The sequence below is a fragment of the Bacillus sp. ABA4_010 genome, from assembly GCF_056159105.1.
Genome location: NZ_JBSWUN010000003.1, coordinates 835,833 through 861,170, shown reverse-complemented (window position 1 = coordinate 861,170; position 25,338 = coordinate 835,833). Strand labels below are relative to the sequence as shown.

Annotated in this window: 19 protein-coding genes and 2 pseudogenes; all 21 read right to left on the bottom strand. The window is 40.8% G+C overall.

Annotated features, from left to right (window positions below; translation table 11 throughout):
• Nucleotides 1–170 precede the first annotated feature (170 nt).
• Nucleotides 171–2,075, bottom strand: coding sequence for a DNA mismatch repair endonuclease MutL (mutL, locus tag ACXAEO_RS05510; RefSeq protein WP_474878908.1), 1,905 nt, complete (start codon nt 2,073–2,075; stop codon nt 171–173).
• A 119-nt stretch (nt 2,076–2,194) separates the two neighbouring features.
• Nucleotides 2,195–4,837: a DNA mismatch repair protein MutS gene (gene mutS / locus ACXAEO_RS05505; RefSeq protein WP_474878906.1), complete on the bottom strand. Its 2,643-nt coding sequence runs from the start codon at nt 4,835–4,837 to the stop codon at nt 2,195–2,197.
• Nucleotides 4,838–5,035: 198 nt separating this feature from the next.
• A complete protein-coding gene (locus ACXAEO_RS05500) occupies nt 5,036–5,578 on the bottom strand; it encodes an outer spore coat protein CotE (protein WP_474878903.1) in 543 nt (180 codons plus the stop codon).
• A 397-nt stretch (nt 5,579–5,975) separates the two neighbouring features.
• Nucleotides 5,976–6,407, bottom strand: a complete 432-nt coding sequence (ricA, locus tag ACXAEO_RS05495) for a regulatory iron-sulfur-containing complex subunit RicA (protein ID WP_474878900.1) — start codon at nt 6,405–6,407, stop codon at nt 5,976–5,978.
• 1 nt (nt 6,408) lies between these two features.
• Nucleotides 6,409–7,938 (bottom strand): tRNA (N6-isopentenyl adenosine(37)-C2)-methylthiotransferase MiaB, encoded by a 1,530-nt coding sequence (gene miaB / locus ACXAEO_RS05490; protein ID WP_474878898.1) that lies wholly within the window; start codon nt 7,936–7,938, stop codon nt 6,409–6,411.
• A 421-nt stretch (nt 7,939–8,359) separates the two neighbouring features.
• Entirely contained in the window at nt 8,360–9,226 is an 867-nt protein-coding gene (locus ACXAEO_RS05485) for a 2-oxoacid:ferredoxin oxidoreductase subunit beta (protein ID WP_474878895.1), read from the bottom strand.
• A gap of 1 nt (nt 9,227) precedes the next feature.
• Nucleotides 9,228–10,967, bottom strand: a complete 1,740-nt coding sequence (locus ACXAEO_RS05480; RefSeq protein ID WP_474878892.1) for a 2-oxoacid:acceptor oxidoreductase subunit alpha — start codon at nt 10,965–10,967, stop codon at nt 9,228–9,230.
• 200 nt (nt 10,968–11,167) lie between these two features.
• On the bottom strand, nt 11,168–12,088 hold the full coding sequence (locus tag ACXAEO_RS05475) for a dipeptidase (RefSeq protein WP_474878890.1): 921 nt from the start codon (nt 12,086–12,088) through the stop codon (nt 11,168–11,170).
• 317 nt (nt 12,089–12,405) lie between these two features.
• Complete coding sequence (gene spoVS / locus ACXAEO_RS05470; protein ID WP_003181955.1) at nt 12,406–12,666, bottom strand: stage V sporulation protein SpoVS; 261 nt, start codon at nt 12,664–12,666, stop codon at nt 12,406–12,408.
• A 326-nt stretch (nt 12,667–12,992) separates the two neighbouring features.
• A complete protein-coding gene (locus ACXAEO_RS05465; protein WP_474878888.1) occupies nt 12,993–13,787 on the bottom strand; it encodes a TIGR00282 family metallophosphoesterase in 795 nt (264 codons plus the stop codon).
• A gap of 167 nt (nt 13,788–13,954) precedes the next feature.
• The gene (gene rny / locus ACXAEO_RS05460; RefSeq protein WP_474883986.1) at nt 13,955–15,514 is read right to left on the bottom strand and encodes a ribonuclease Y; all 1,560 of its coding nucleotides are present in this window, start codon (nt 15,512–15,514) and stop codon (nt 13,955–13,957) included.
• Between the two features lie 288 nt (nt 15,515–15,802).
• Nucleotides 15,803–16,237, bottom strand: a pseudogene (locus tag ACXAEO_RS05455) (recombinase RecA family protein); the annotation flags it as partial.
• A 325-nt stretch (nt 16,238–16,562) separates the two neighbouring features.
• Nucleotides 16,563–17,171 (bottom strand): annotated as a pseudogene (gene recA, locus ACXAEO_RS05450) (recombinase RecA); the annotation flags it as partial.
• A gap of 355 nt (nt 17,172–17,526) precedes the next feature.
• Nucleotides 17,527–18,765, bottom strand: coding sequence for a competence/damage-inducible protein A (locus tag ACXAEO_RS05445; protein WP_474878886.1), 1,239 nt, complete (start codon nt 18,763–18,765; stop codon nt 17,527–17,529).
• Between the two features lie 17 nt (nt 18,766–18,782).
• A complete protein-coding gene (gene pgsA, locus ACXAEO_RS05440) occupies nt 18,783–19,364 on the bottom strand; it encodes a CDP-diacylglycerol--glycerol-3-phosphate 3-phosphatidyltransferase (protein ID WP_474883985.1) in 582 nt (193 codons plus the stop codon).
• A 128-nt stretch (nt 19,365–19,492) separates the two neighbouring features.
• Complete coding sequence (locus ACXAEO_RS05435; protein ID WP_474878884.1) at nt 19,493–20,425, bottom strand: helix-turn-helix domain-containing protein; 933 nt, start codon at nt 20,423–20,425, stop codon at nt 19,493–19,495.
• A gap of 12 nt (nt 20,426–20,437) precedes the next feature.
• Nucleotides 20,438–21,229: a DUF3388 domain-containing protein gene (locus ACXAEO_RS05430; RefSeq protein WP_474878881.1), complete on the bottom strand. Its 792-nt coding sequence runs from the start codon at nt 21,227–21,229 to the stop codon at nt 20,438–20,440.
• 240 nt (nt 21,230–21,469) lie between these two features.
• On the bottom strand, nt 21,470–21,730 hold the full coding sequence (locus ACXAEO_RS05425) for a DUF3243 family protein (RefSeq protein ID WP_474878879.1): 261 nt from the start codon (nt 21,728–21,730) through the stop codon (nt 21,470–21,472).
• Nucleotides 21,731–21,784: 54 nt separating this feature from the next.
• Nucleotides 21,785–22,504 (bottom strand): elongation factor P 5-aminopentanone reductase, encoded by a 720-nt coding sequence (gene ymfI, locus ACXAEO_RS05420; RefSeq protein ID WP_474878878.1) that lies wholly within the window; start codon nt 22,502–22,504, stop codon nt 21,785–21,787.
• Nucleotides 22,505–22,575: 71 nt separating this feature from the next.
• A complete protein-coding gene (yfmH, locus tag ACXAEO_RS05415) occupies nt 22,576–23,859 on the bottom strand; it encodes an EF-P 5-aminopentanol modification-associated protein YfmH (protein ID WP_474878875.1) in 1,284 nt (427 codons plus the stop codon).
• On the bottom strand, nt 23,859–25,136 hold the full coding sequence (gene yfmF / locus ACXAEO_RS05410) for an EF-P 5-aminopentanol modification-associated protein YfmF (RefSeq protein ID WP_474883983.1): 1,278 nt from the start codon (nt 25,134–25,136) through the stop codon (nt 23,859–23,861). Before yfmF ends, yfmH begins: the two co-directional genes overlap by 1 nt.
• Between the last annotated feature and the right edge of the window lie 202 nt (nt 25,137–25,338).

Sequence of the window (25,338 nt, the reverse complement as noted above, 5' to 3'; positions counted from 1 at the left end):
AACACTTTATTAAACAACATGCACACTTTTCGCTCCCTTTCTTTTATCTATTCACATCTTCATGCCCATCATGAGGAAAAATGAACAAACACCATCGATTAACGAGCGTACAATTCTGAATACATTAAAACAGAAAAAAGCTGGCGCTCAAGAGCACTAGCCTTTTCTGTTTACATGACCCGTTTGAACATCTTTTCCATTTCATACGTAGAATAGTGCACAATAATTGGTCTTCCATGCGGGCAGGTGAATGGGTCACTTGATTGGCGTAACGTTTCTAATAACGCGAAAATTTCATCCTCGCGTAAATGGTGGTTAGCCTTAATGGATCCTTTGCAGCTCATCATAATTGCTGCCTCTTCCCGCAATTTTAATATGTTTACCTTTTTCATCGTTAACACTTGCTGAATCATCTCTTCAATGATTTCCTGTTCTTCCCCCTTCGGAAACCATTGTGGATGAGAGCGAACAATGTAACTGCTTTGCCCGAACGTTTCTAAAAACACACCGACTTTTGCCAATTCCTCTTGATGTTCTTCAATAATCATTGCCTCATTCAATGAGTACTCCAATGTAATCGGCATCAGCAGTTCCTGAACTTCTGTCGCAACGTGAGCTAGTTTATCACGGAAATATTCATATTTAATGCGTTCTTGAGCCGCATGCTGGTCAATAATGTAAAGGCCGTTTTCATTTTGGGCCAATATATACGTACCATGCATTTGGCCAATCGGATATAAAGGAGGAACGCGACTTTCCTGCTTTTGGTCGTCCGCTACAGGCACCGTTCGTTCTTCCTGCTTTTGATCAAAAGAAAACGACTCTTCTTCTCCAACATTGATGTCTTCATCTTTCTCTAGTTCTTCTACTGGTTCTTTTACATACGAAGGAGAAGTAGCTGCAAACGGGCTTCTTGGAGAAAGGGGCTCTTCTTCCTTCTCGTTTACTGGACGTTGGAAAAAACTCATCGCAGGGAAAGATTCATTCACTCGCTCTTCTTTCTTTTCTGCCTGATGATTGAACGTAAACCGCTGCTGTTCTTCTTGGATTGGTACTGTTTTTTTCTTTGGAGTCACTTCTGGAATTAACTGTTGCTGCTTGAAGACATCACGGATGCTTTCTTCAATTAAAGAAAACAGTTCCGCTTCCTTGCTCAAACGAACTTCAAGCTTGGATGGATGCACATTCACATCGACTAACAGCGGGTCCATCTTAATCGTCAAAAAGACAATTGGATAGCGACCAATCGGGAGAAGTGTATGATAGCCTTGCTGAACAGCTTTCAGCAACGGGTAGTTTTTAACATAGCGGCCGTTAATGACTGTAGACATATAGTTTCTCGATGCTCGCGTAATCTCAGGAAGTGCCACATAGCCTTCAATTTCGTAATCGAGAGAATCAATAACAAGCGGCTTCATTTTTTTAGCGATAGACATACCATAAATAGCGGCAATTACTTGACGCACATCCCCGCTTCCATTTGTGTAAAGCAGTTGTCTGCCTTGATGGGTCAATTTAATGGATACTTCCGGATGTGCCATGGCAATGCGATTGACAACATCGGTAACATTCCCAAGCTCTGTATTGACGGTTTTCATGTATTTCAGCCGTGCTGGTGTGTTGAAAAACAAGTCACTCACTGTAATATCTGTTCCTTTTCGGCTCGATGTCGGCTCATGAACAACCACTTCTCCGCCTTTTAGCTTCAAATATGTTCCTGCTCCCTCGCCAGTACTTGTTTTCAATTCCAATACGGAAACCGAGGCGATACTCGGAAGCGCCTCGCCTCGGAAACCGAGGGTTCGAATGCGGAACAGATCATTTTCGGTTTTAATTTTACTTGTTGCATGACGCTGAAAAGCGGTTAAGCAATCCTCATTCTCAATTCCATCACCGTTATCGACAATGCGAATTTTTGAAAGACCTGCTTCTTCTAATTCAATCTCTACAACAGTGCTGTTTGCATCAATGGCATTTTCCAACAACTCTTTCACCACCGAAGCAGGACGCTCGACCACCTCACCCGCCGCAATCTTATTTGATAAATCGTCCGACAGCTGTATAATCTTCCCCATCATTCCACCTCCGTCACTTCGTTTAGTCATCCGGAATGGATCGCTGCCACATTTAACAGATGCTACTAGGTCCATTCCGCCAGAGGAGCGGAAAAGGGGTCCCCTTCCCGCTCCTCTGTTTATTTTTTCTTAAGCAATTTTTGCAACTCATACATTTTATTTAACGCATCAAGCGGCGTCATTTCTAAAATGTCACACTCTTTCAACTGCTGAAGTACTTGTTTGTCTTTTTTCGATAAAGGTTGTTCAGCCGTTTGCACTTGCTTGTCCACAGCTTGCTCAAAGAAAGAAAGCTGGTTTTCTTCCACAATTTGCGGCTCCACCTGAACCGGTTCTGCTTCTTTTTCAACTTTCGGTGCTTCCGATTCTACTTGAGAAAGCGGCATATTCTCGTCCTGTTTCTCAAGCTTGTCCAAGATGACACGGGCCCGTTTAATGAGCGGTGCCGGCAATTCGGCTAATTCTGCCACATGAATACCGTAACTCTTATCGGCCGCTCCTTCTTTAATTTTATGAAGGAACACAACTTTTCCGTTTTTCTCTACTGCGCTGACGTGAACATTTTTTACACCAGCCAGTTCTTCTTCCATTACCGTTAACTCATGGTAGTGCGTAGAAAACAATGTTTTACATCCAATATGTTCATGAACATATTCGATGATGGCTTGCGCAAGTGCCATTCCATCATACGTAGAGGTTCCGCGTCCAATTTCATCAAGCAAAATTAAACTTGACTGAGTTGCGTTTGTTACCGCATTTTTCGTCTCAATCATCTCGACCATGAACGTACTTTGACCAGACACTAAATCATCGGCCGCTCCAATGCGAGTAAAAATTTGATCAAAAATCGGCAATACCGCTTCATCAGCCGGTACGAAACAGCCAATTTGAGCTAACACGGCGGTTAATGCTACTTGACGCATATATGTGCTTTTCCCAGACATATTCGGTCCAGTAATAAGTAAAATGGAGCGTTCCTCATCCATTTCACAATCATTGGGAACATACTCTTGGGAGTTCATCACTTTTTCTACAACAGGGTGGCGCCCATTTCGAATGACAATGTCTCCATCTGTTGAAAATGATGGCTTTCGATAATGGCGTTCTTCACTAATTTTCGCGAAACATTGCAGAACATCCAATTCGCTCACGATTTTCGCCAATGCTTGCAAACGCGGAATATAAGCTTTTACCTCTTCTCGAATAAGGGAAAATAAATCGTACTCAAGCTGAACAATTTTCTCTTCCGCTTCCAATATTAGAGCTTCCTTTTCCTTTAGCTCTGGAGTAATAAAGCGTTCAGCATTCGCCAATGTTTGCTTCCGCTCATACATACCTTCGGGCAGTAAGGAAAGATTAGACTTTGTGACTTCAATGTAATACCCAAATACGCGATTATAGCCGATTTTTAAAGATTTGATACCCGTCTTTTCTCGTTCGCGCTGTTCAAGGGAAGCAATCCATGACTTTCCATTTTTACTTGCATCACGGTATTGATCAAGCTGCTCATGATATCCGTCTTTAATGATGTCCCCTTCTTTTACAGAAAGCGGCGGATTATCTTTCAGCCCTTTTTCTAGCAAATCAGCTAGTTCCTCACAGCGATCGATGCTTTCAGCTAGCTCTAAAGCATATGGATGTTCAAGACGAGAGACTGTTTCTTGAATGGCCGGAATGGTTTGAAGCGATTTTTTCAATTGAATTAAATCACGGGCATTCACATTTCCAAACGCAACACGGCCTGCTAGTCGCTCTAAATCGTATACTTCTTTTAGTAATTCCCGTAGCTCTTCTCGTTCAAAAAATTGATTCATTAAGGTTTCCACCATATTTAAACGGTTTTGAATATGCTGTTGATTTAATAATGGACGATCAATCCATTGCTTCAGCAATCGTCCACCCATCGCTGTGACGGTTTGATCAAGCAGCCATAATAACGACCCTTTTTTTCCTTTTGTACGAATGGTTTCGGTCAACTCTAAATTTCGCTTTGAAAATAAATCAATTTTCATGAACTCATTAATTTGATAAATCTGGACAGGCTGCAAATGGTCAAGCGAGCGCTTTTGCGTCCGGATTAAATAATGAACAAGGCGGGAAAAGGTTTGAATAAGTTTTTCCTGCTGAAGGTTCTCAATTAATGATTGAAAGTTTTCGAGATTGGAAGTTTGTTGCTCAAATGAAACTGTAATCGTTTGCCGCTCACGTAGTTTCTGAAGCTTTTCTTCAGAGAAATCTGCCGCAACGACAATTTCCTTTGCTTCTTTTGCATAAATTTCAGCAATTGCTTCTTCCCAGTTTCCACCAATCAACGTCACGCTATTTTCTCCTGTAGATAAATCAGAAAACGCGAGACCATATGTGTCATCTTCAAACTGCGTGACGGAACAAAGGTAATTGTTTTCTTTTTCTTCCAATCCTCTTTGGTCCATGAGCGTTCCAGGGGAAATGACTTGGACGACTTCACGCTTTACTACACCTTTAGCACTTTTCGGGTCTTCCACTTGTTCGCAAATGGCCACTTTATAACCTTTTTCAACTAAACGGTCGATATAGGTCGGGGCGGAATGATAAGGTACTCCGCACATCGGGATGCGCCCGCTGTCACGGCTTGTTAATGTAATTTCCAGTTCATGTGCCGCTTTAACAGCATCCTCAAAAAACATCTCATAAAAATCGCCAAGGCGAAAAAATAAAAAGGCATCTTCATAGTCTGCCTTTATCGTCAAATATTGTTGTATCATCGGCGTATATTCTGCCATGTGAATCCTCCATACTATCTATGTTGTGTCTTATTACACAATGAAATAATAACCGTATTATAACATAATTTTGTCCACAAATTCATTGTAGCAACATTGCCATTTGGAGAAGTTCTTTGCTGTTTATGAAACGATATACAAAACAAAAAAAGCTGACAGGAAAGCACATTTCATGCTTGCCCGACAGCCTCTTTCTACCTATTCTTCATCACCGAGAATGAAATCAGGATTTAAATCTTCAAACTCATCATCGTCTACACCGTACTCTTCATATTCGTCATCATCGCAGCCTTCTGGATTCACCGCTACGCACACTTTCGTTTCCCCTATTACTTCTGCTAACAGCTCTCTTTCTACTTGTACCATCACTTTATTGCCGTTTGGCGAAATGGTACACTCTAAGCAATTCGGCTGTTGCAGTACGCGCACAATGACTTCGCAATCATCCCCAATGGCATCTTCATCTTTGTAGCGGAGCTTAATGACGTCTTTATAAGATACCGTCTCCGTACACACTTCTGTTTTCGTGTTATCTTTGTGGGAGTACCATATATTAATATCGTATGTCCCTTCGACTTCCACTGCATTTCCATGTTTTTTTGCATGATACCGATGGTTGATGACCCAGCAGCCAAGAATGCTTGTAGGCCGATTGGGCGGTGTGATGGTATGGGATGATTGCGTGAATTTCCGTCCTTTGCCAATGACCGCTTTCGTTATGATTTCTCTATAATGTGACATGCGAACATACCCTCCTCAAACAATCTTCATTTCATTGTATGCATGTTTTATAGCCAGTTTGCCGGTTGTTTAGTAAAACTTAAAAAAGCATAAAAACCGCTATACTTGATTGTATGCTCGCATGTGCCAAGAATGACCACTTTTCCAAAAGCGGTATGAGAAAGCATTCTCTTCTATATAGGTTCGCTTTAATGATTCGATGCATCTTCCTCTCATCGAGAAACATCACAATCGCTAACCGAGACAACCTGAGTTTCTCCTCAAAATTCTAGAACATTTGGCCTGACCGCTCTTTGTCGCATTACTTTTCTAAATCCATTTATATCAAAACAAATAAAGGTGCAACAACGGACCGTATCGTCCAGTGTTGCACCTTTATTTAATGAATAGATATTTTTTAGTGACATCCCATTCCGTTTGTTGAGCGTACTTTTGAACCCGTTTCACCGCGAAGAACATCTCCGCCTGTCGATTCAATAATATGATCTGTCACTTGCTTAGAAATTGTACTAGCAACAAGCTGAAGCAAGTCGTTTACAACCATTTGTGATTCCTGGAACTCTTGAATAATTGGAAGCTCATTTAATTCTCCCTGAATAGCATCAATTTTGGCTTCCACTTGCTTCAACGCTTCCACTTTCCCATAATGTTGGAAGTTTACCGCTTGTTTTTGCAAGCTTTTAATGCTCGCAATCATTTCACGCACTTTTTGATTTTCATTCAATTGTGCTTCTGCACGTTTAAAAAATTCTACTTCTTCTGTTTGTGCGATCATTTCAGCTAATTCTCTAGCACGTTGAACGATTTCATCTTTACTATATGCTGTCATCTTATCTCACCTCTGCGACTTCTTCTATCATTTCCCCATTTAAAGACCAAGTTTTCGCTTCAGTAATTTTCACTTGAACAAGTTTACCAATAGCTGATTTTGGTGCTCTAAAGTTGACAAGCTTGCTTTTGCGAGTGTAGCCGGCTAGTACATCCGGATTGTTTTTACTTTCACCCTCTACTAATACTTCGACAACTTGCCCTTCATATTCCTTCAATTTTTGAGCAGAAATTTCATTTACGACGGCATTTAAACGCTGCAGGCGTTCTTTTTTCACTTCCATCGGAACATTATCTTGCATTTTGGCTGCCGGTGTCCCTTCACGAGGTGAATAGATGAACGTGTAAGCACTGTCGAAACCAACTTCACGATAAAGAGATAAAGTTTCTTCAAACTGCTCTTCTGTCTCGTTCGGGTAGCCGACAATAATATCCGTTGTTAATGAAACGTTTGGAATTGCTTCTTTAATTTTACGTACAAGCTCTAAATATTGCTCACGTGTATATTTACGAGCCATGATTTTCAAAATTTCTGTACTTCCTGATTGAACTGGCAAGTGAATATGATCTACTAAGTTTCCACCTTTTGCCAACACCTCAATTAAGTGGTCATCAAAATCACGCGGATGGCTTGTTGTAAAACGAATACGAGCAACATCAATTTTACGGATTTCATCCATTAAATCTCCTAATCCGTATTCGATATCTTCAAGGTCTTTTCCATATGCGTTCACATTTTGTCCTAATAACGTAATCTCTTTATAGCCTTGTGCTGCTAAATGGCGTACTTCTTGTATGATGTCTTCCGGACGACGGCTACGCTCTTTACCGCGTGTATATGGAACGATACAGTACGTACAAAACTTGTCACAGCCGTACATAATGTTTACCCATGCTTTAATGTTTCCTTTACGCACTTTCGGCAAGTTTTCGATGATGTCCCCTTCTTTAGACCACACTTCTACAACCATTGCCTTAGATAAGTACGCTTCTTGTAAAATGTGTGGAAGGCGGTGAATGTTATGTGTACCGAAAATCATATCCACATGCTGATGCTTACTTAAAATTTTGTTAACAACAGACTCTTCTTGGGACATACAGCCGCACACACCAATTAGAAGGTCTGGTCTTTCTCTTTTTAATGCTTTTAAGTGACCAATTTCCCCAAACACTTTGTTTTCTGCATTCTCACGAATTGCACATGTGTTTAACAAAATCACATTCGCATCTTCCACGCTGTCTGTCGCCTCATAGCCAAGCGCCATAAAAATTCCGGACATGACTTCTGTATCATGCTCGTTCATTTGACAGCCGTATGTGCGAATATAAAACTTGCGGCCGTCTCCCATGCCTCTAAACTGCTCATCAATTTTAAAATCCTTATGATACGTTACTTCTTCTTTTCCACGCTTCTTTGCATCCTTCAAAGATGGCGGCATATAAACCGTTTCAAAATATTTGCTGTAATCCTTCTCGGATTTTTTGTCCGCAGAATTAACTTGTGTATTTTCCAAACGTTGTTTTTCGTTCATGTTTCTTCTCCTTTCAATTGCAAAAAAACTTATCACATCTATCTAGTATATATGTTCTGAGCGCAACAAACAATAATCGGATATCTCGCTGAAAATAATAATTCTAGCATATTATTGAAGTAGCCAACTCAAGAAAATAAGATCACTTTACACGGAAGAGAGTGTCTAATACATCCTAAAATTTTTCTTTTTATACAAAATGGACCGTTTATCCAAACCCTTAATATTAGTGGTTTTTCGTAACGGTCCATTTTAAAGGGTTGTCTGAAAACTAGTCATTATCATAGCATATTTCTAAACTCATTCCTAGTCGCTTCCCATTTCTGAATTAACAGTGACCTTGCCGATTTTATTTCAAAACAGACTTTCTGAAAGCAATTTAAAAACCCGGTTTACATCTTGACTAAACCGGGTTTTCGCTTTACATGAATTCAGCTACTAATTTGTTGAACTGTTCTTCAGGTAATTCTAAATCAGCATGTACAAGGGGGGTTTCACTATAGCCTGCAACAAGCTCTTGATATGACTTTTGTTCTTTATTTTGGTAAATAAGACCTGTTACCAAGCCTTTTTTCTCCATTAACGTCTGCATAGCCGTCATACGATTACCTGCATCATAGCCTTCAATTGTGCTTAAGCTCGTTAAATTCTCTTTAAACCAGTCATACGTATTTACCTTGTTATACGTTACACATGGGCTAAATACGTTAATTAAAGAAAATCCTTTATGTTGGATCCCTTGCTCAATTAAAGAAGTTAACTCTTTCAAGTCACTTGAGAAACTTTGGGCAACAAATGTTGCACCTGCTGTCAGTGCCAGCTCCATAATGGAAAGAGCTGATTCAACTGAACCTTGTGGTGTACTTTTCGTCTTGAAGCCAACATCACTTCGTGGCGATGTTTGCCCTTTTGTTAATCCGTAAATTTGGTTATCCATAACAATGTAAGTAATGTCGATATTACGGCGAATTGCATGCACTGTATGCCCCATACCAATTGCGAATCCATCTCCGTCACCGCCGGATGCAATAACCGTTAAATCACGATTCGCCATTTTAACACCTTGGGCGATTGGAAGTGAACGACCATGAATCCCATGGAATCCATATGAATTGATGTAACCAGAAATACGACCGGAACAACCAATCCCCGAAACAACCGCTAAATCTTTTGGCTGCAAGCCTACATTAGCAGCCGCACGCTGGATTGCTGCTTGTACAGAAAAGTCCCCGCAACCTGGACACCAGTTTGGTTTTACACTATTGCGAAAATCTTTAAATGTTGCCATGTTAGAACAACTCCTTGCATTTTGAATAAACTTCATGTGGTAAGAATGGATTTCCGTCGTATTTGACGACTTTTGAAATCTTTTCAGCGTGACCGACATTCATCTTCATAATATTTGCAAGCTGTCCAGTTGCATTATTTTCTACCACAGCCACTTTTTTAGCCGATTGAACAAGTGGTAACAGTTCATTTGTCGGGAACGGATGGATTAGACGAACATGGGCATGATTCACTTTCAGTCCATCGTTTTCCAAACGAATCATCGCTTCTTCAATGGCACCACGAGTAGAGTTGAAACCAACAATAAGCAAGTCTGCTTCTTCATGTTTGGCATCTTTATGTACAGGTGTTTTGAAGTTAATGTTATCCGTTTTTCGCAGTCGCTTGTCCATTTGCGCCTTACGGTTTGTCGTTGCTTCAGACGGTTTACCTGTTTCATCATGTTCTACACCTGTAACATGGTGAATACCGTTTGCCATACCAGGAACGACACGTGGTGATACACCATCCTCCGTCACTTCATAGCGCTTGAAATAACCTTTATTCTCAATTTCAGGAAGCTCTGCATTTAAATCCAGCTTTCCTCTGCGAATTTCGATTTTATCATATTCTAACGGCTCAACCGTTTGTTTCCCTAGAGAAAGCTGCAAATCGGTTAAAAGGATAACTGGACATTGATATTCTTCAGCAAGGTTAAATGCTTCTACTGTATCGTAAAAAGCTTCTTGTACGGTACTTGGCGCCATGACAATTTTCGGAATCTCACCGTGAGTGCCATAGATCATCGCCATCAAGTCCGATTGTTCTTGCTTAGTAGGAAGACCTGTACTTGGGCCGCCCCTTTGTGTATCAATAATGACGACAGGTGTTTCTGTAATCCCCGCTAAGCCAATTGCTTCCATCATTAATGAAAGACCCGGACCTGCAGAAGCCGTTAGCGCACGGACACCCGCATAGTTAGCACCAATTGCCATCGTACATGCAGCAATTTCGTCTTCTGTTTGAATGACGGTACCGCCAAGAGTCGGAAGCTTTTTAATTAAGTATTCCATAATTTCAGATGCCGGAGTAATCGGATATGCCGGCATAAAACGGGATCCTGCCGCTACCGCACCAAGGGCAATCGCATCATTACCAATTAGGAACATGCGCTTCTTTCCATCTGCCTTTTCAAGCTTCATCGTCTGAACGTTATCTCCAAGCTGCTGCTGGATAAATTCCGCACCACGGCGAATGGCTTCAAGGTTTTTGTCTACAACTTGCTGACCTTTACGGCCAAAAATCTCTTGAACCATTTCCTGGAATACTTCCACATCAAGGTCAAGAACCGCACTTGATGCTCCAACGGCTACCATGTTTTTCATTAAAGAAGTCCCAAGCTCTGTCGCAATTTCTGTAAATGGAACAGAGTAGAGCGTAATTGTATTGCTCTCAGGAATGGTTGGGTTAAATTTGGCGTCCGCAATGACAATCCCGCCATCTCGAAGCTCATGAAAATTCACATCAATTGTTTCTTGATCAAAAGCTACTAATATATCAAGATCGTCGGAAATAGAACGAACTTGTGTCGTGCTTACACGAATTTTATTGTTAGTATGACCACCTTTAATCCGAGATGAAAAGTGGCGATAACCGTATAAGTAGTACCCTAAACGATTTAAGGCGATGGAGAAAATCTCTCCAGTACTTTCAATACCTTCCCCTTGCTGTCCGCCAACTTTCCATGAAAGTTGTTTTACCATGTCTTACACCCCTTTAAATGCGATGATCGTTACAAGTATTAGTGTAGCACTTCTCCAAGCAAATCACTAGAACGAAAACATCTAGTCTATTAAATTCACCTTTTGTTTGGAGCGGTACTAATCGCTTACCATTCTAGACCTATCGATATGAAATTGCAACACTTTCCAATCATTTGTTAGAAAAAATTTGAATATTTATATTATTCAGGTATATTGCGGTAGAAATTTTGAAAAAGAAGGTTATCCACTTGCTCCGCAGAATAATACTGCAACAGTTTATTTACAAGCAAATCGTATCCTTTATATGTACGTAAACCGATTGGTGTCTCATCAATTCCATCAAAATCAGACCCCAATCCAACATGCCGTTCTCCTCCTAGTGCACATACATGCTCAATGTGGCGCACTACATCCTCCACGACCGCTTCGTCCCGCTCTGTTAAAAAGTGTGGTACAAAAGTGATGCCCATCACGCCGTTTCGATTTATTAGTGCTTTAATTTGCTCATCTTTTAAATTTCGCGGATGTGGGCATAAGGTATAGGCATTTGAATGTGATGCAATAGGGTATTGGGCTTTCTCCATCACATCCCAAAAACCTTTAACAGACAAATGAGATACATCTGTCCATACTTTTTTTTCATTGTTTAGCTCCACTAGTCGCTTTCCAAAAGAAGAAAGTCCTGCTCCCCTTTCTTCTAAAATCCCATCCGCTACCGCATTAGCATAATTCCATGTTAAACCGACAGAAGACACCCCAAGGTGAAATAATGTTTGCAATCGGGCCACATTCAGCCCAATAGCATCACACCCTTCCAGTGTCAGCATCGCACCGATTTCTCCTTCTTTAAGCTGGTCGATATCGCCTTTTGTTCGAACATGCTTCATGTCCGGAAGTGCGATGATGCGGCTGTAAAACAATTGAACCATCTCAAGTACAACATCAAAACGCTGCTCATACGGTACGCTTTCTGGAACGTAAAGAGCAAACAGCTGAACTTTTCCCTTCGTGTTCTTTAGCGCTTCTGCTGTCACATGTAAGCGGTCATCTTGTTCAAAACGAAGAGTGGGGTTCATCCATAATTTCATTAAGACATCGCAATGCGCATCAAAAATTTTCATGTACCTCTCTCCTTTCTCATAAGCGCTATCTAGTTGTTCCCTCACTTTCGTTCAAAGTTAAAAACCGAGGGAAACGTACATAAAACGGCATGAGGCTGTTTGAAAAAGGAACATTTCCCTTTTTCAAACAGCCTCAGCCAAATGGAACATTCCAAAAACAGGAATACTTTGTTTTTATAAAAGAACCATTTCATATGAAACAGACAAACAACCATTTTCGTAATGGATTCGACAGATACAGATACAATAGCAACTATAATACTTCACTAGATTACGGCCACAAAACATTTATCTCGGCCCGACTTACCACTTTTCGGTTATCGCGGTTCTACAATAAGCTTAATGGCTGTTCTTTCTTCCCCATCTATTTGAATATCCGTAAATGCCGGAATACAGATTAAATCAACACCGCTCGGCGCTACAAACCCTCTGGCGATGGCGACAGCTTTTACCGCTTGATTTAATGCCCCTGCTCCAATTGCTTGAATTTCTGCTGCCCCTCTTTCACGTAATACCCCTGCAAGTGCACCAGCCACAGAATTTGGGTTAGATTTTGCTGAAACTTTTAATATTTCCATTCTGAGCTCCTCCTTCATCTTTACAATGTATGCTGAGTGTTCATTAGAACAATGGGATAACTGATTTCACTGATACTATATTCACGATATTCTAAACGTATTCCTGCTTGACCTTCCTTTTTTTTCAAAAATTCAGCAAAATCACCTTTTTACAACGTATAATCTGATCAATTGGACAAAATAGTTCTATCCTTCTGAGAAATAACCTCTATTTCTCGCACTGATCATCCCGTCAACAGCTCTCCAACAAAAAAAGAAGTCTAGCAAAAGCAGAAAAATACTTTTACTAGACTTCTTTCATATTAAAAAGTTTCACACTCTATTGCTTATTCAAAAAAAGGAACATCGTCATTAATTAAAATGCGATCAATTTTTTTAGCTTTTCCGGTCTTTTTGTCAATATCTACAACGACCGCACTAAGCTGGGTACGCCCTTCCGTCACTTCAAATCGAACGGGAAGGCTTGTTAAAAAGCGTTTAATAACGGCATCACGATCTACTCCTAAAATTCCATCATACGGACCCGTCATTCCCACATCTGTAATATAAGCCGTTCCATTTGGCAAAATTCGATTATCAGCCGTTTGGACATGTGTGTGTGTTCCAACTACAGCTGTTACTCTTCCGTCTAAATACCATCCGAGCGCTTGCTTTTCGCTTGTAGCTTCTGCATGAAAATCGACAAAAATGATGGACGCACGCTTTTTCGCTTCCTTTATTAATTCGTCTGCTTTCGTAAACGGGCAATCAAGAGGTGGCATAAAGGTACGGCCTTGAAGATTAATGACAGCTACCTCTTGTTTATCACACGTAAAATAAACGATTCCAGTCCCAGGTGTTCCCTCCGGAAAATTGGCAGGACGAACGAGCTGTTTAGCATCATCAATAAATTCAAAAATATCTTTCTTATCCCATGCATGATTACCGAGCGTTACAACATTAGCGCCTAACTCAAGAAAACGGCGGTAAATCTTTTCCGTAATTCCTTTTCCGCTCGCCGCATTTTCACCATTTACAATCGTCATCGACGGTAAATATTTTTGTTTTAGCTTCGGTAAATATGTTTCAATCATTTCTCGACCTGGAGAACCTACTACATCTCCAACAAAAAGAATTCTCATTATAAAGCCCCTTTATGTAATCTAATTCACTGTGTGCTCTTAGTGTACCACATCGCACTCATCCACAGTCGAAAAGAAAGAGAGATTGGGGACACGTGATGACGGCGCTCCCAACCTCTCTTCGTTCTCATTTTGCCAAACAGGAATACTGAGAAAGCAAAACGGCATTATTTAGCATATTCAACGGCTCTCGTCTCCCGAATCACAGTGACTTTAATGTGACCAGGATAGTCAAGCTCTTCTTCAATGCGCTTGCGGATGTCCCGTGCTAATCGATGTGCTTGTAAGTCATCAATTGAATCCGGTTTTACCATAATGCGCACTTCTCGTCCTGCTTGAATCGCAAATGATTTCTCAACACCTTCGTATGATTCTGAAATTTCTTCCAGCTTTTCAAGACGACGAATGTAGTTTTCGAGCGTTTCACTGCGAGCACCAGGACGCGCTGCTGATAAAGCATCTGCAGCCGCTACAAGAACAGCAATAATCGATGTCGGCTCTGTATCGCCATGATGTGAAGCAATCGAATTAATGACTACTGGATGTTCCTTATACTTCGTAGCTAATTCTACACCAATCTCTACATGGCTTCCTTCTACTTCATGATCGATTGCTTTTCCGATATCATGCAGCAAACCTGCACGTCTTGCAAGCACTTCGTCTTCTCCTAGCTCGGCTGCCATTAGGCCTGCCAAGAAAGAAACTTCCATTGAGTGCTTCAATACATTTTGACCGTAGCTTGTTCTGAACTTCAAGCGGCCCAAAATTTTAATTAAATCCGGATGGAGACCGTGAACACCAACTTCAAATGTTGTTTGTTCACCCACTTCACGGATATACTCGTCCACTTCACGACGTGATTTCTCCACCATTTCCTCAATGCGGGCAGGGTGAATACGTCCATCTTGAACAAGTTTATCTAGAGCGATTCTTGCTGTCTCACGACGAATAGGATCAAATCCGGAAAGAATAACTGCTTCCGGTGTATCGTCAATAATTAAATCAATACCTGTCAATGTTTCAAGTGTACGGATATTTCGTCCTTCACGACCGATAATCCGGCCTTTCATTTCATCATTTGGTAAGTTAACAACCGATACTGTCGTTTCGGCAACATGATCTGCTGCACAGCGCTGAATAGCAAGAGAAAGAATCTCTTTCGCCTTCTTATCCGCTTCTTCTTTTGCACGGTTTTCTGTTTCTTTTACCATTAGAGCAAGCTCATGTGAAAGTTCATTTTCGACACGCTCAATAATTATTTGACGTGCATCCTCTCGTGTTAAACTTGAAATACGCTCCAACTCCGTTTGTTGGTTACGCACCATCTCTTCCACTTTGCTTTCCATCTCTTCAATCTGCTGTTGTCTACTAGCGAGAGAATCGTCTTTCTTCTCTAACATCGCTTCTCGCTTATCTAAAGATTCATCCTTACGGTCAAGATTCTCTTCTTTTTGCATTAATCGATTTTCTTGTTTTTGAAGTTCAATTCTGCGATCACGAATATCTTGTTCCGCCTCTGTACGAATAGTATGAATTTCATCTTTCGCTTCAAGCAGGGCTTCTTTCTTTAGGGCGTCTGCCTCACGGTTCGCTTCATCAATGATTTGCTCAGCAACGGACTTAGCACCCGCTATTTTCGCTTCAGCAATCGACTTGCGAACAAAAAAGCCAACAACTGCACCGACGATCATGGCAAGCAAAATGAAGATGATAGTTGTAGGTTCCATCATATCACCTCCTCTTGCTATGAACTAGTTAGTAACTTTCAAAATTGTCGGCATGTATATTGTTTCATGTTTCAACATACACACAAAGGCTTTTTACAGTGTTCAATACTTGAAAAATGGAAAATATACAATTTAATTGTAAAGGCGGCGAATTTTATTGTCAAGCCTGTCGTACCGTGTATGCCTTGAAAAATGCGGATTTCACCGACTTTATACTAAAATCCCCTATGAAATTAATGGGAATTTATACAAAAAAAGACACACGAACTGTGTGCCTTCTCCTTCTTTTTAAATATCAAATCCATCTTGATCATCCGCATCTGCTGACACAGGAACTTCTGATGCTTCATCAAGACCATAGTGTTCACGGATTTGCAGAGCAATTTCAAGGCGAACATCAGGGTTTTCCTTCAAGAATTGCTTTGCATTTTCACGCCCTTGGCCTAAACGTTCCTCATTATATGAGTACCAAGAACCGCTCTTTTGTACAATATCCAATTCAGACGCCATGTCCAAAATTTCGCCCTCTTTAGAAACACCTTCACCATACATAATATCAACTTCTGCTGTACGAAATGGAGGAGCTACTTTATTTTTCACGACTTTTACTTTCGTTTTGTTTCCGACAATGTCATTACCTTGCTTCAATTGCTCAGCACGACGCACTTCTAAACGGACCGTTGAATAGAACTTCAACGCACGTCCACCTGGAGTTGTTTCTGGCACTATCTATAGATTTACCATTTCTATAGCACGGACTATCTCTTCATCTCTAAAATAGAGAGCCTTGCACTTCCAGCAGCAGCCTATCTTCTGCCGTACCCTACTCAGTTAGCTTTCTAAGCTCTTTTCGGTAGTCTCTACACCTTCCCTATATTTATATAAGGCTTGGCACGGTATTACCCATTGATGGAGGGCTTCACCGTTAGCAGCTTTGCAGCCACACCCCTAGGCACTAGGGTTCACAAGGTTTTTTTAACTTACTATCACTAGCAAGGGAAACCCAGTGTAAACTCCTTAATCATCTTGATTAAGCAACTACGAGTTGATTTCCAAACATAACTCCTACTTTTTCACGAATTTGGTTGATGAATACAGCAATCGTTTTCGACTTGTTGATGGCACCTGATAGTTTACGAAGAGCCTGTGACATGAGACGCGCTTGTAAACCAACGTGAGCATCCCCCATCTCTCCTTCAATCTCCGCTTTCGGGACAAGAGCCGCAACAGAGTCAATAACAATAATATCAACGGCACCGCTTCGTACAAGAGCTTCGGCAATCTCTAATGCCTGCTCTCCCGTATCCGGCTGTGAAAGGAGCAATTCATCAATGTTGACACCAAGTTTTTGAGCATATACCGGGTCAAGAGCGTGCTCTGCATCAATGAATGCCGCTGTTCCACCATTTTGTTGTACTTCCGCAATCGCGTGAAGCGCAAATGTCGTTTTACCAGAGCTTTCCGGTCCGTAAATTTCAACGATACGCCCACGTGGGTATCCGCCTACTCCTAACGCAACATCAAGAGCTAATGATCCACTTGGAACAGTGGAAATTTTTCGTTCTGTTTGTTCCCCAAGCTTCATGACGGAACCTTTACCAAATTGTTTTTCGATTTGTTTCAATGCCATATCTAATGCGGCTTGACGATCGTTCACGTATTTTCCTCCTTTATATCCATAAACTTGCATTCAACAAGTTTCTTTCCCTAATTCTATATTATTAAATCGAAACAGACTAAATTTGTTTCGTAAAACTTACTAGCAGCTTTCTATTAATACTATACATTTTTTTTAGTCGTTTGCCAAGCAAAAAACGAATGAATGTTCGTTTTTCTTTATACAGAAAAAAATTCCTTCTAAAAAGAAATAACAATCAGAGAAAGCGTTGTTTTATAAAAAATCTACCTGATTACCTAGTTTCACCAAGAACTAAAAAAGCTTTCTTCCAATTAAAAACCCCCTTAAATTTGATTTAAGAGGGCTTTTAATGGTCGGTCTGTTCAATGTTAAATTATGCTTTCAACAATCGGAGTAAGTAGTAGCATCCGTATTTAACTGCACGTGTTCGAATGGATTGGCGCCCTCCGGAAAGCTGAAGGTGGTACACTTCTGTTGGGTTATTTTTAATTGCCACACCCATAAACACTGTTCCAACTTCCTTACCTTCCTGCACCTTTGGCCCCGCTACACCTGTAAAGCTTATCCCAATATCAGCTTGACAAAGTTTGCGAACATTTTCAGCCATTTCTTTTGCGCATTGTTGACTGACTGCTCCGTGCTTTTGAAGCGTATGAGCAGATACACCAAGAAGGTGCTGCTTTACTTCATCTTGATAGCAAACAATCCCACCTTGGACAACGTCCCCTGCACCAGACAAGGAGACTAGACGTTCGCTGAACAAGCCGCCCGTTAAACTTTCTGCACTCGCAATTGTCAGCTCTTTTTCTTTTAAACGAGCCATCACTTCTTCATAAAGAGATGTTTCGTCATACCCATAGAAAAATTCGCTCACTCGCTCCTGAATCTTCCGCTCAACGTCGTCAAGCATCAGAGTCGCTTCGTGTTCGGATGAATGCTTTGCTGTCAAACGTAACGTGACTTCTCCGTCTCCTGCAAGCGGTGCAATGGTCGGATTGGTTTGTTCGTCAAGTAAGTCTTCAATCTCCGTCTCCAGCTGGGATTCTCCAATGCCAAAAAAACGTAATACACGCGATTCAATTCGCTCCGCTTTCCCTAGCTGTTTCACTAGATAATCCCGTCCAAACGTCTGGAACATCGGCTGCATTTCTTTAGGTGGTCCAGGCAATAGTATATAATGGGTGTCCTCTATTTTAAGGGCCATACCGGGGGCCATGCCATGATGGTTGAATAAAACCGTCGCCCCCTCCAATACAAGTGCCTGCTTCCGATTATTCGGCGTCATCACTTTATTTACTTTCCGAAAGTACTCTTCAATGCTGTCAAGTGCTTCCTGGTGAATCACAAGCTGTTTCTCAAGCATCGAAGCAATGGTCTCTTTTGTTAAATCATCTTTTGTCGGTCCGAGTCCCCCAGTGAAAATAATAAGATCGGCCCGAGTTTGAGCTGTTTTAATACTTTGCTTTAATCGTTCGGCATTATCGCCTACTACCGTATGATAAAAAACATTAACCCCAATTTCAGCGAGCTGCTTTGAAAGAAACTGGGCATTTGTATTGGCGATTTGCCCAAGCAGCAATTCTGATCCAACCGCAATAATCTCCGCATTCATGTTTTTCATCTCGCTTTTTATTTAGAATTGACAAACACACTTTTGTTTTTCGCGAAATAATCCCAACCGGATACAACCGTAAAAATAACCGCAATCCATAAAGCAATTGTTGCAAACGGGAAGGATATGAGTTCAAATGGTAAATTATGTAGCAACAATGCTGAAATGGCCACAATTTGTGCCCATGTCTTAATTTTTCCAAGCATATTGGCAGCGACCACTTCTCCTCCGCCTGCCAATACTAACCGCAAACCAGTGACCGCAAACTCGCGGCTGATAATGACAATAGCAGCCCATGCAGGCGCTAATTCAAGCTCTACAAGCGCAATAAGAGCAGCAGATACGAGCAATTTATCCGCCAGCGGGTCTAAAAATTTCCCCAAATTTGTTACCATGTTATATTTTCGCGCATAGTACCCGTCAACCCAATCCGTTGTAGACGCAATGATAAAAATAAGTGCCCCTATTAAATCCGTAACCGGGATGGATACTTGACCGATTGTCCAATTTCCCCATGAAAAAGGAGCTAAAATAATAACTAAAAATAAGGGAATTAAACAAATTCTTGAAATCGTAATTTTATTAGGTAAATTCACTATGACTCCTCCAATGTCGCATTAGGCAGTATGAAATGTATGAAATAGAACGGCTCAATAAGACACACCCTTATTAAGCCGCCTAGGAATGGAATTCCTGTTTAAATTTGGTTAACAGCGGCAAGCTACTTTTATTCAGCCGGTTCCTCTGCATCCGACGATGAATATTGAATCGTCACAATTTGCTGGACTTGTTCACTCGGATCGGATGGGTACGGGATTACCTGTCCATTCACTTTTAACTCTGCATATCGTGTATCACCGATATTAAAGCGGATTTCTGTTTCCTTCGTAAAATCGAATGTCTTCGTTTCGCCCGAATTCATCATCCCTTGATAAAAGGAATTGCCTTTTCCATTATTCACACCAATCCATGTTTGACCTGTTGCCGTGAGCTCCACTTGAAATTCGTCTGCATTTTGCAGTTCAAGGACAGCGGATTTACCATTTTTTTGCACTTCCACTACTTCTTGGTCACTTGTTTCTTCTGTTGTATCTTCTGTTTCAGCTTCCTCTTCTGTCTCTGTTTCCTCTTCAGAATCTACAGGTTGTTCTTTATCCGTTTCTTCCTCTGCTGGCTCCTCTGTTGCCGGCGGTACATTCTCGGATTGTTCAACCTCCGTCGTCGTTTCTGGTGAAACGTTTTCGTTACTTGCCATTTCTCTGTTTTGGAGGAACACCCAAATCAGAACTGCAATTCCGATCGCTCCAATAGTCAATAAAATTTTCGGAAGAGCATCAAACACTTTAGAATCCTGTACAGGTGTTTCTTTCCGTGTACGAACACGTGATAATTGTTCCGGAAGCTCTTCTGATTGTGTCACGGGAATATCTGACTTGTATTCTTCAAAAATTTCTTCCGGATTTAATCCTACCGCTTCACAATATTGCTTAATAAATGCACGTACATAAAATTTTCCTGGCATTAAGTCATAGTTGCCTTCTTCAATGCCGACTAAATAACGTTTCTGGATTTTCGTTAGTTTTTGCAAATCCTCCAGCGACATATTTTGCTGTTCTCGAGCTTCCCTCAGTCTTTTCCCTAATTCTGTCAATGATAACACCTTCCAATTATGTTAAAAATCAAACATCGAGAAACCGCCGTCTGAAAACATGGATGGACCTTCAACCGCTTCATATGTAATTTCCTCGTCATCGTTGTTCCGCAGTTCAATAATATAGTCAAAGTCGTCGATAGAGTATTCAGAGTTTTGAACGAATATATCTGGATGCTCAATAATTTTAGTAGCGGGAACACGCATAATCTCCCGAACTAATTGCCAATGCTTTTCATTGGCTCTCCTTGTTGATACAATTCCGTCCATAATAAAAATGTTATTCTCGTTATACTCGTCCGCAATGAGCTGACTGCGAATGGTTTGCTTGAGCAAGGTCGAGGACACAAATAACCAGCGCTTATTAGCACAAACACTGGCTGCAACGATCGATTCAGTTTTGCCGACACGGGGCATCCCTCGAATTCCAATTAGCTTATGTCCTTCTTGTTTGAAGAGTTCTGCCATAAAATCGACTAGCAACCCTAGTTCATCCCGAACAAAGCGGAATGTTTTTTTGTCATCCGCGTCTCGTTGTATGTAACGCCCATGCCGTACTGCTAAACGATCACGCAACTTAGGTTCTCTCAATTTTGTGACAGTTATATTATCCATTGTCTTTAAGATAGATTCAAGTCTTTCGATTTGCTCATGCGAATCGCAACGAAGCAGTAAACCACGACGTTGATCATCTACCCCGTTAATCGTTACAATATTAATAGATAACATCCCCAATAAGGAAGAAACATCCCCCAGTAAACCAGGGCGGTTTTTTTGAATTTGATATTCCAAATACCACTCAATCTTTGACATGAAACTCTCTCCCCGGATTATAATTTATTTTGCCGCCATTTCCCCTGTTAGCTTTTTACTTACTATTAAATATAAATGATTTCGTATAATTTATAAAGTGAAACTTCAGTTGGCGCCGGTTTTCCTTTCTGTTTCTCCAAACCGTTCCCCACTTTACGAACATTCATTGAAATAAAGGGCGGATAACTGCTCCGCCCTTCTCTAAACAAACAGAAAAGAAAAAGAGAGGCAAATCCTCTCTTATTGTACGGTACCGTTATTTTGAACAAGTTTTACCATCATGTTGGCAATGGCATGCTGTTCTTCTTCAGAAGCAACGCTCCAAAGATCAGCGAGTACCTTTTCTTGCGGATTTTTCGCTTCAACTTGGTTAGCTAAATAGCCACCAATTTGATAGGCAAGGTTATTGACTACTTCATTGCCCATTCCTTCGTTTTGTGCATGATGCAAACGATCTGCTAAAAAGTCTTTCCAAGAATCCCAATTGTCTAGTACAGACATGAAAACCCCTCCTTTACGTTTGTTCATATTCTAGTATGTACAGGGATTCTCTTTTTATGTATACCAACCGCCATTGACTGAAAGAATTTGACCGGTGATGTACGAAGCTTGAGGAGACGCTAAAAATGCCACTGCATCGGCAATCTCCTCACTTGTTCCAAGCCGGCCCATTGGAATGTCCTCGGCAATAAGCGCTTTATCTTCGTCGGTAAATTCCTCCATCATCCTTGTGCTCACAGCTCCTGGAGCTACTCCGTTCACTCGGATGCCGCTTGGTGCCACTTCTTTAGCCAACGCTTTCACAAATATGTTCTGAGCTCCTTTTGCCATCGAATACAACACTTCACACGATGCACCCGTTAATCCCCAGATGGACGAAATCACGATGATACTTCCTCTTTTTTCCTGAATCATGGAAGGCAACATTTCCCTTGCAAGCTGAAACGGACTTGTCACATGAAGCTGAATCATGTCCTGCACTTGTTCATCCTGTATGTCTGTAATAAGTCCGATATGACTAGTACCACTTATGTAAACAACTAATTCCACTCGCACTGGAAGTTGCTCACATAGTCTTTTTACCCCATCTGGATGTGTTAAATCAGCTTGAACCGCTAGCGTATTCCACCCTTCAAGCTCTGTTTGTAGGTTTTTTACTGCTTCTTCTCCTTTATTGTAATGCAAAATAAGGGAATAGCCGTCACGAACGAGTCTTTTAGCTGTCGCGCTTCCAATTCCCCCGCTTGCTCCTACAATTAATGCATATTTTTCCAACTTGAACACTCCTTTAAAAATAGAAAAAGCTCCCTTTGCACAGAAAGGGACGCTCTCTCATGATAGACTTGTTATTTCGGAACAATTTGACAAACGGTCATATACGATTCGTCCGTTAATTCGCCCACTATGTTTTCAATATCTTGTGGCGTTAACGTTTCCAGTACATCGACAACATCAAATAAGTCCATATCATTAAAAGCATATCTTGTAAATTGATTAGCAATGAATTCTGGTGAGTTTAACGAACGAAGAAAACCACCAATTTTTTTCTTTCGTACACGGTCAAGTTCTTCCTTTGTCATCGGATGGTCTTTTGCTTGAAGAAGCGTCTGTTTAATTCGATCTGCTAGCTCATCTGGTTGATCTGTATCTCCACCGATAATAGCAAATCCGAACCCGCTTTCTTCCGTATAGTCGTAAGAGAACGTTTCATCAATTAAGCCGTCACGGTACAACGCTTCATAATGAGAAGAACTTTTGCCAAATAAGTGATCGAGCATCACATTCATCGACAATTCATGAACGAGCATCTCACGTCCTAAACGCTTCGGATTTTTCGCTTTCACACCGACAAGACATTTAGAAGACTGGACCGTCATTGGAATGACTTGCTTCGCTTTCGCTACTCCTTGCGGTTCTTCATCAAAATGACGCTTAATTTCAGGTTGCTCGTGATAGCCCTTCTTTTCTTGATTCGCACGTACTTGGTTCATCACTTGATCTGGATCGACCGGACCTACGACAAACAGCAGCATATTGCTCGGGTGATAAAACGTTTCGTAGCATGTATAAAGTAGTTCCTTTGTAATAGAAGCAATCGAGTCTATTGTGCCTGCAATGTCGATTTTCACAGGATGGTGGTGGTACATATTTTGAATGACACCAAAATATAAACGCCAGTCTGCATTATCATCATACATTGTAATTTCTTGCCCAATAATTCCTTTTTCTTTTTCGACCGTTTGATCAGAAAAATAAGGGTCTTGCACGAAATCAATTAACGTTTCAAAATTTTGTTCAAAATTTGATGTACAAGAAAATAAATACGCTGTTCGTGTAAAAGACGTAAAGGCATTCGCCGACGCTCCCTGTTTACTGAATTGCTGGAACACATCTCCATCTTCTTTCTCAAACAGCTTATGCTCTAAGAAATGAGCAATACCATCCGGTACTTTTGTCATGTCCGTTTGCTTTAGCGGCACAAATTGATTGTCAATGGAACCGTATTTCGTTGTAAAAGTAGCATACGTTTTATTAAATTCTGCTTTCGGAAGCACATATACTTCAAGGCCATTCGCCATTTTTTCATGATACAAATCTTCTTTCAATTGGGAAAACGGAATTTTCTCCATTACTCTTCACCGCCCATTCCACGTAAAAAATAAATCGTATCTTGCTCTATTTTCTTCGCAGCATTCATCACTTCTTCTTTTGTCACGGCTTTAATGTTCGCCAAATACTCCTCAACAGAAATGGATGCATTCGCTAGTTCGTTATGGTATAACACTTCAACAAGTCCTCTTGCTGTATCTACGGTTTCTAAAATTTGATTATGGATGACGGCTTTCGTTTGAGCTAGTTCCTCTTCGGTGAAATCACCTTGTTTCATCGCCTCCATTTGTTCATTAATAATTTTGATTGCCTGTTCATAATTTTTTGCATCAATTCCTGACATAACCATTAATAAACCTTTATGACTCTCAACACGCGATGCTGCATAATAAGCTAGGCTCGCCTTTTCACGAACATTAATAAACAGCTTTGAATGAGAAAAGTCCTCAAAGACCCCGTTGAATACTTGCAGAGCAAAATATTCAGGATCTCCGTACAAGATATGAGTTCGGTAGCCAATATTTAATTTCCCTTGTTTAATATCTTGTTTTTCGATGATTTCGTTAATGTTTCCAATCCGTTTTGTATGACGTTCACCACTATGCTGGCGAGTTGTTTTTACAGGAAGAGAAAAGATGTTTTTCGCGCTTTGTAATACTTCTTCCTCTTTTATATCGCCAATGACATACAGATGGATCGCATCTTCCTCAAGCACTTTTTTGTAGTATTCATACAAGGAAGAAGGTGTAATGGCTTCGATATCTTCCACCCGTCCATTTACATGAAGGTGATAAGGCTCTTCTTTGCACATCTCTTCGACAAGACGCAAGTTGGAATACCTCATTTTATCATCAAATACGGCTTGAATACGTTGGCGTAAAGCACGTTTTTCCTGCTCGACAATGCTTTGAACAAACACTCCGTTTTCAAGCGCAGGATTTAATAAAAGGTCGCCTAATAATTGCAGGGCATCCTTTAATAAAGGAGCCGGATCTTTTAAATATGTTTCATTCGCTACATCAATGCGAAATGTCATATCATGCCATTCGCCCTTTTTCATTAAATCCACCTGCAAAGTAGCTCCGTATAGCTCATCTAAATACGTTCGAAGCTTTGTCGTTGACGGATAAGAAGCAGTCGCACTTTGAAGCACATACGGCAATAACGCCCTTAACGTGACTGTTTCCTCTTCAAGCGGGGCATTCAGTTTTAAAATTAACGTATTTGTTTTATATTTCGCTGTTTGAATTGTGTGAACGGTTAAACCGTTCACCTCATGCTTTTGTTCCGTAAGCAATTTCATCTGGAAACCTCCTTTTCCAAAAAACCTTTCATAATGAGAAGCTGACAAGCATAGGTCTAGTTTTCATCAGTTGGAACTGTTTTAATCTTTCTTACACTATACCGAACATGTGGAAACATTTTCAACTTTCAAATGAGCATAAGGAAAAAGAAGCAAAGAAAACTGAGGACGTTTTAATCAGGTTGAAAGAAAAAAT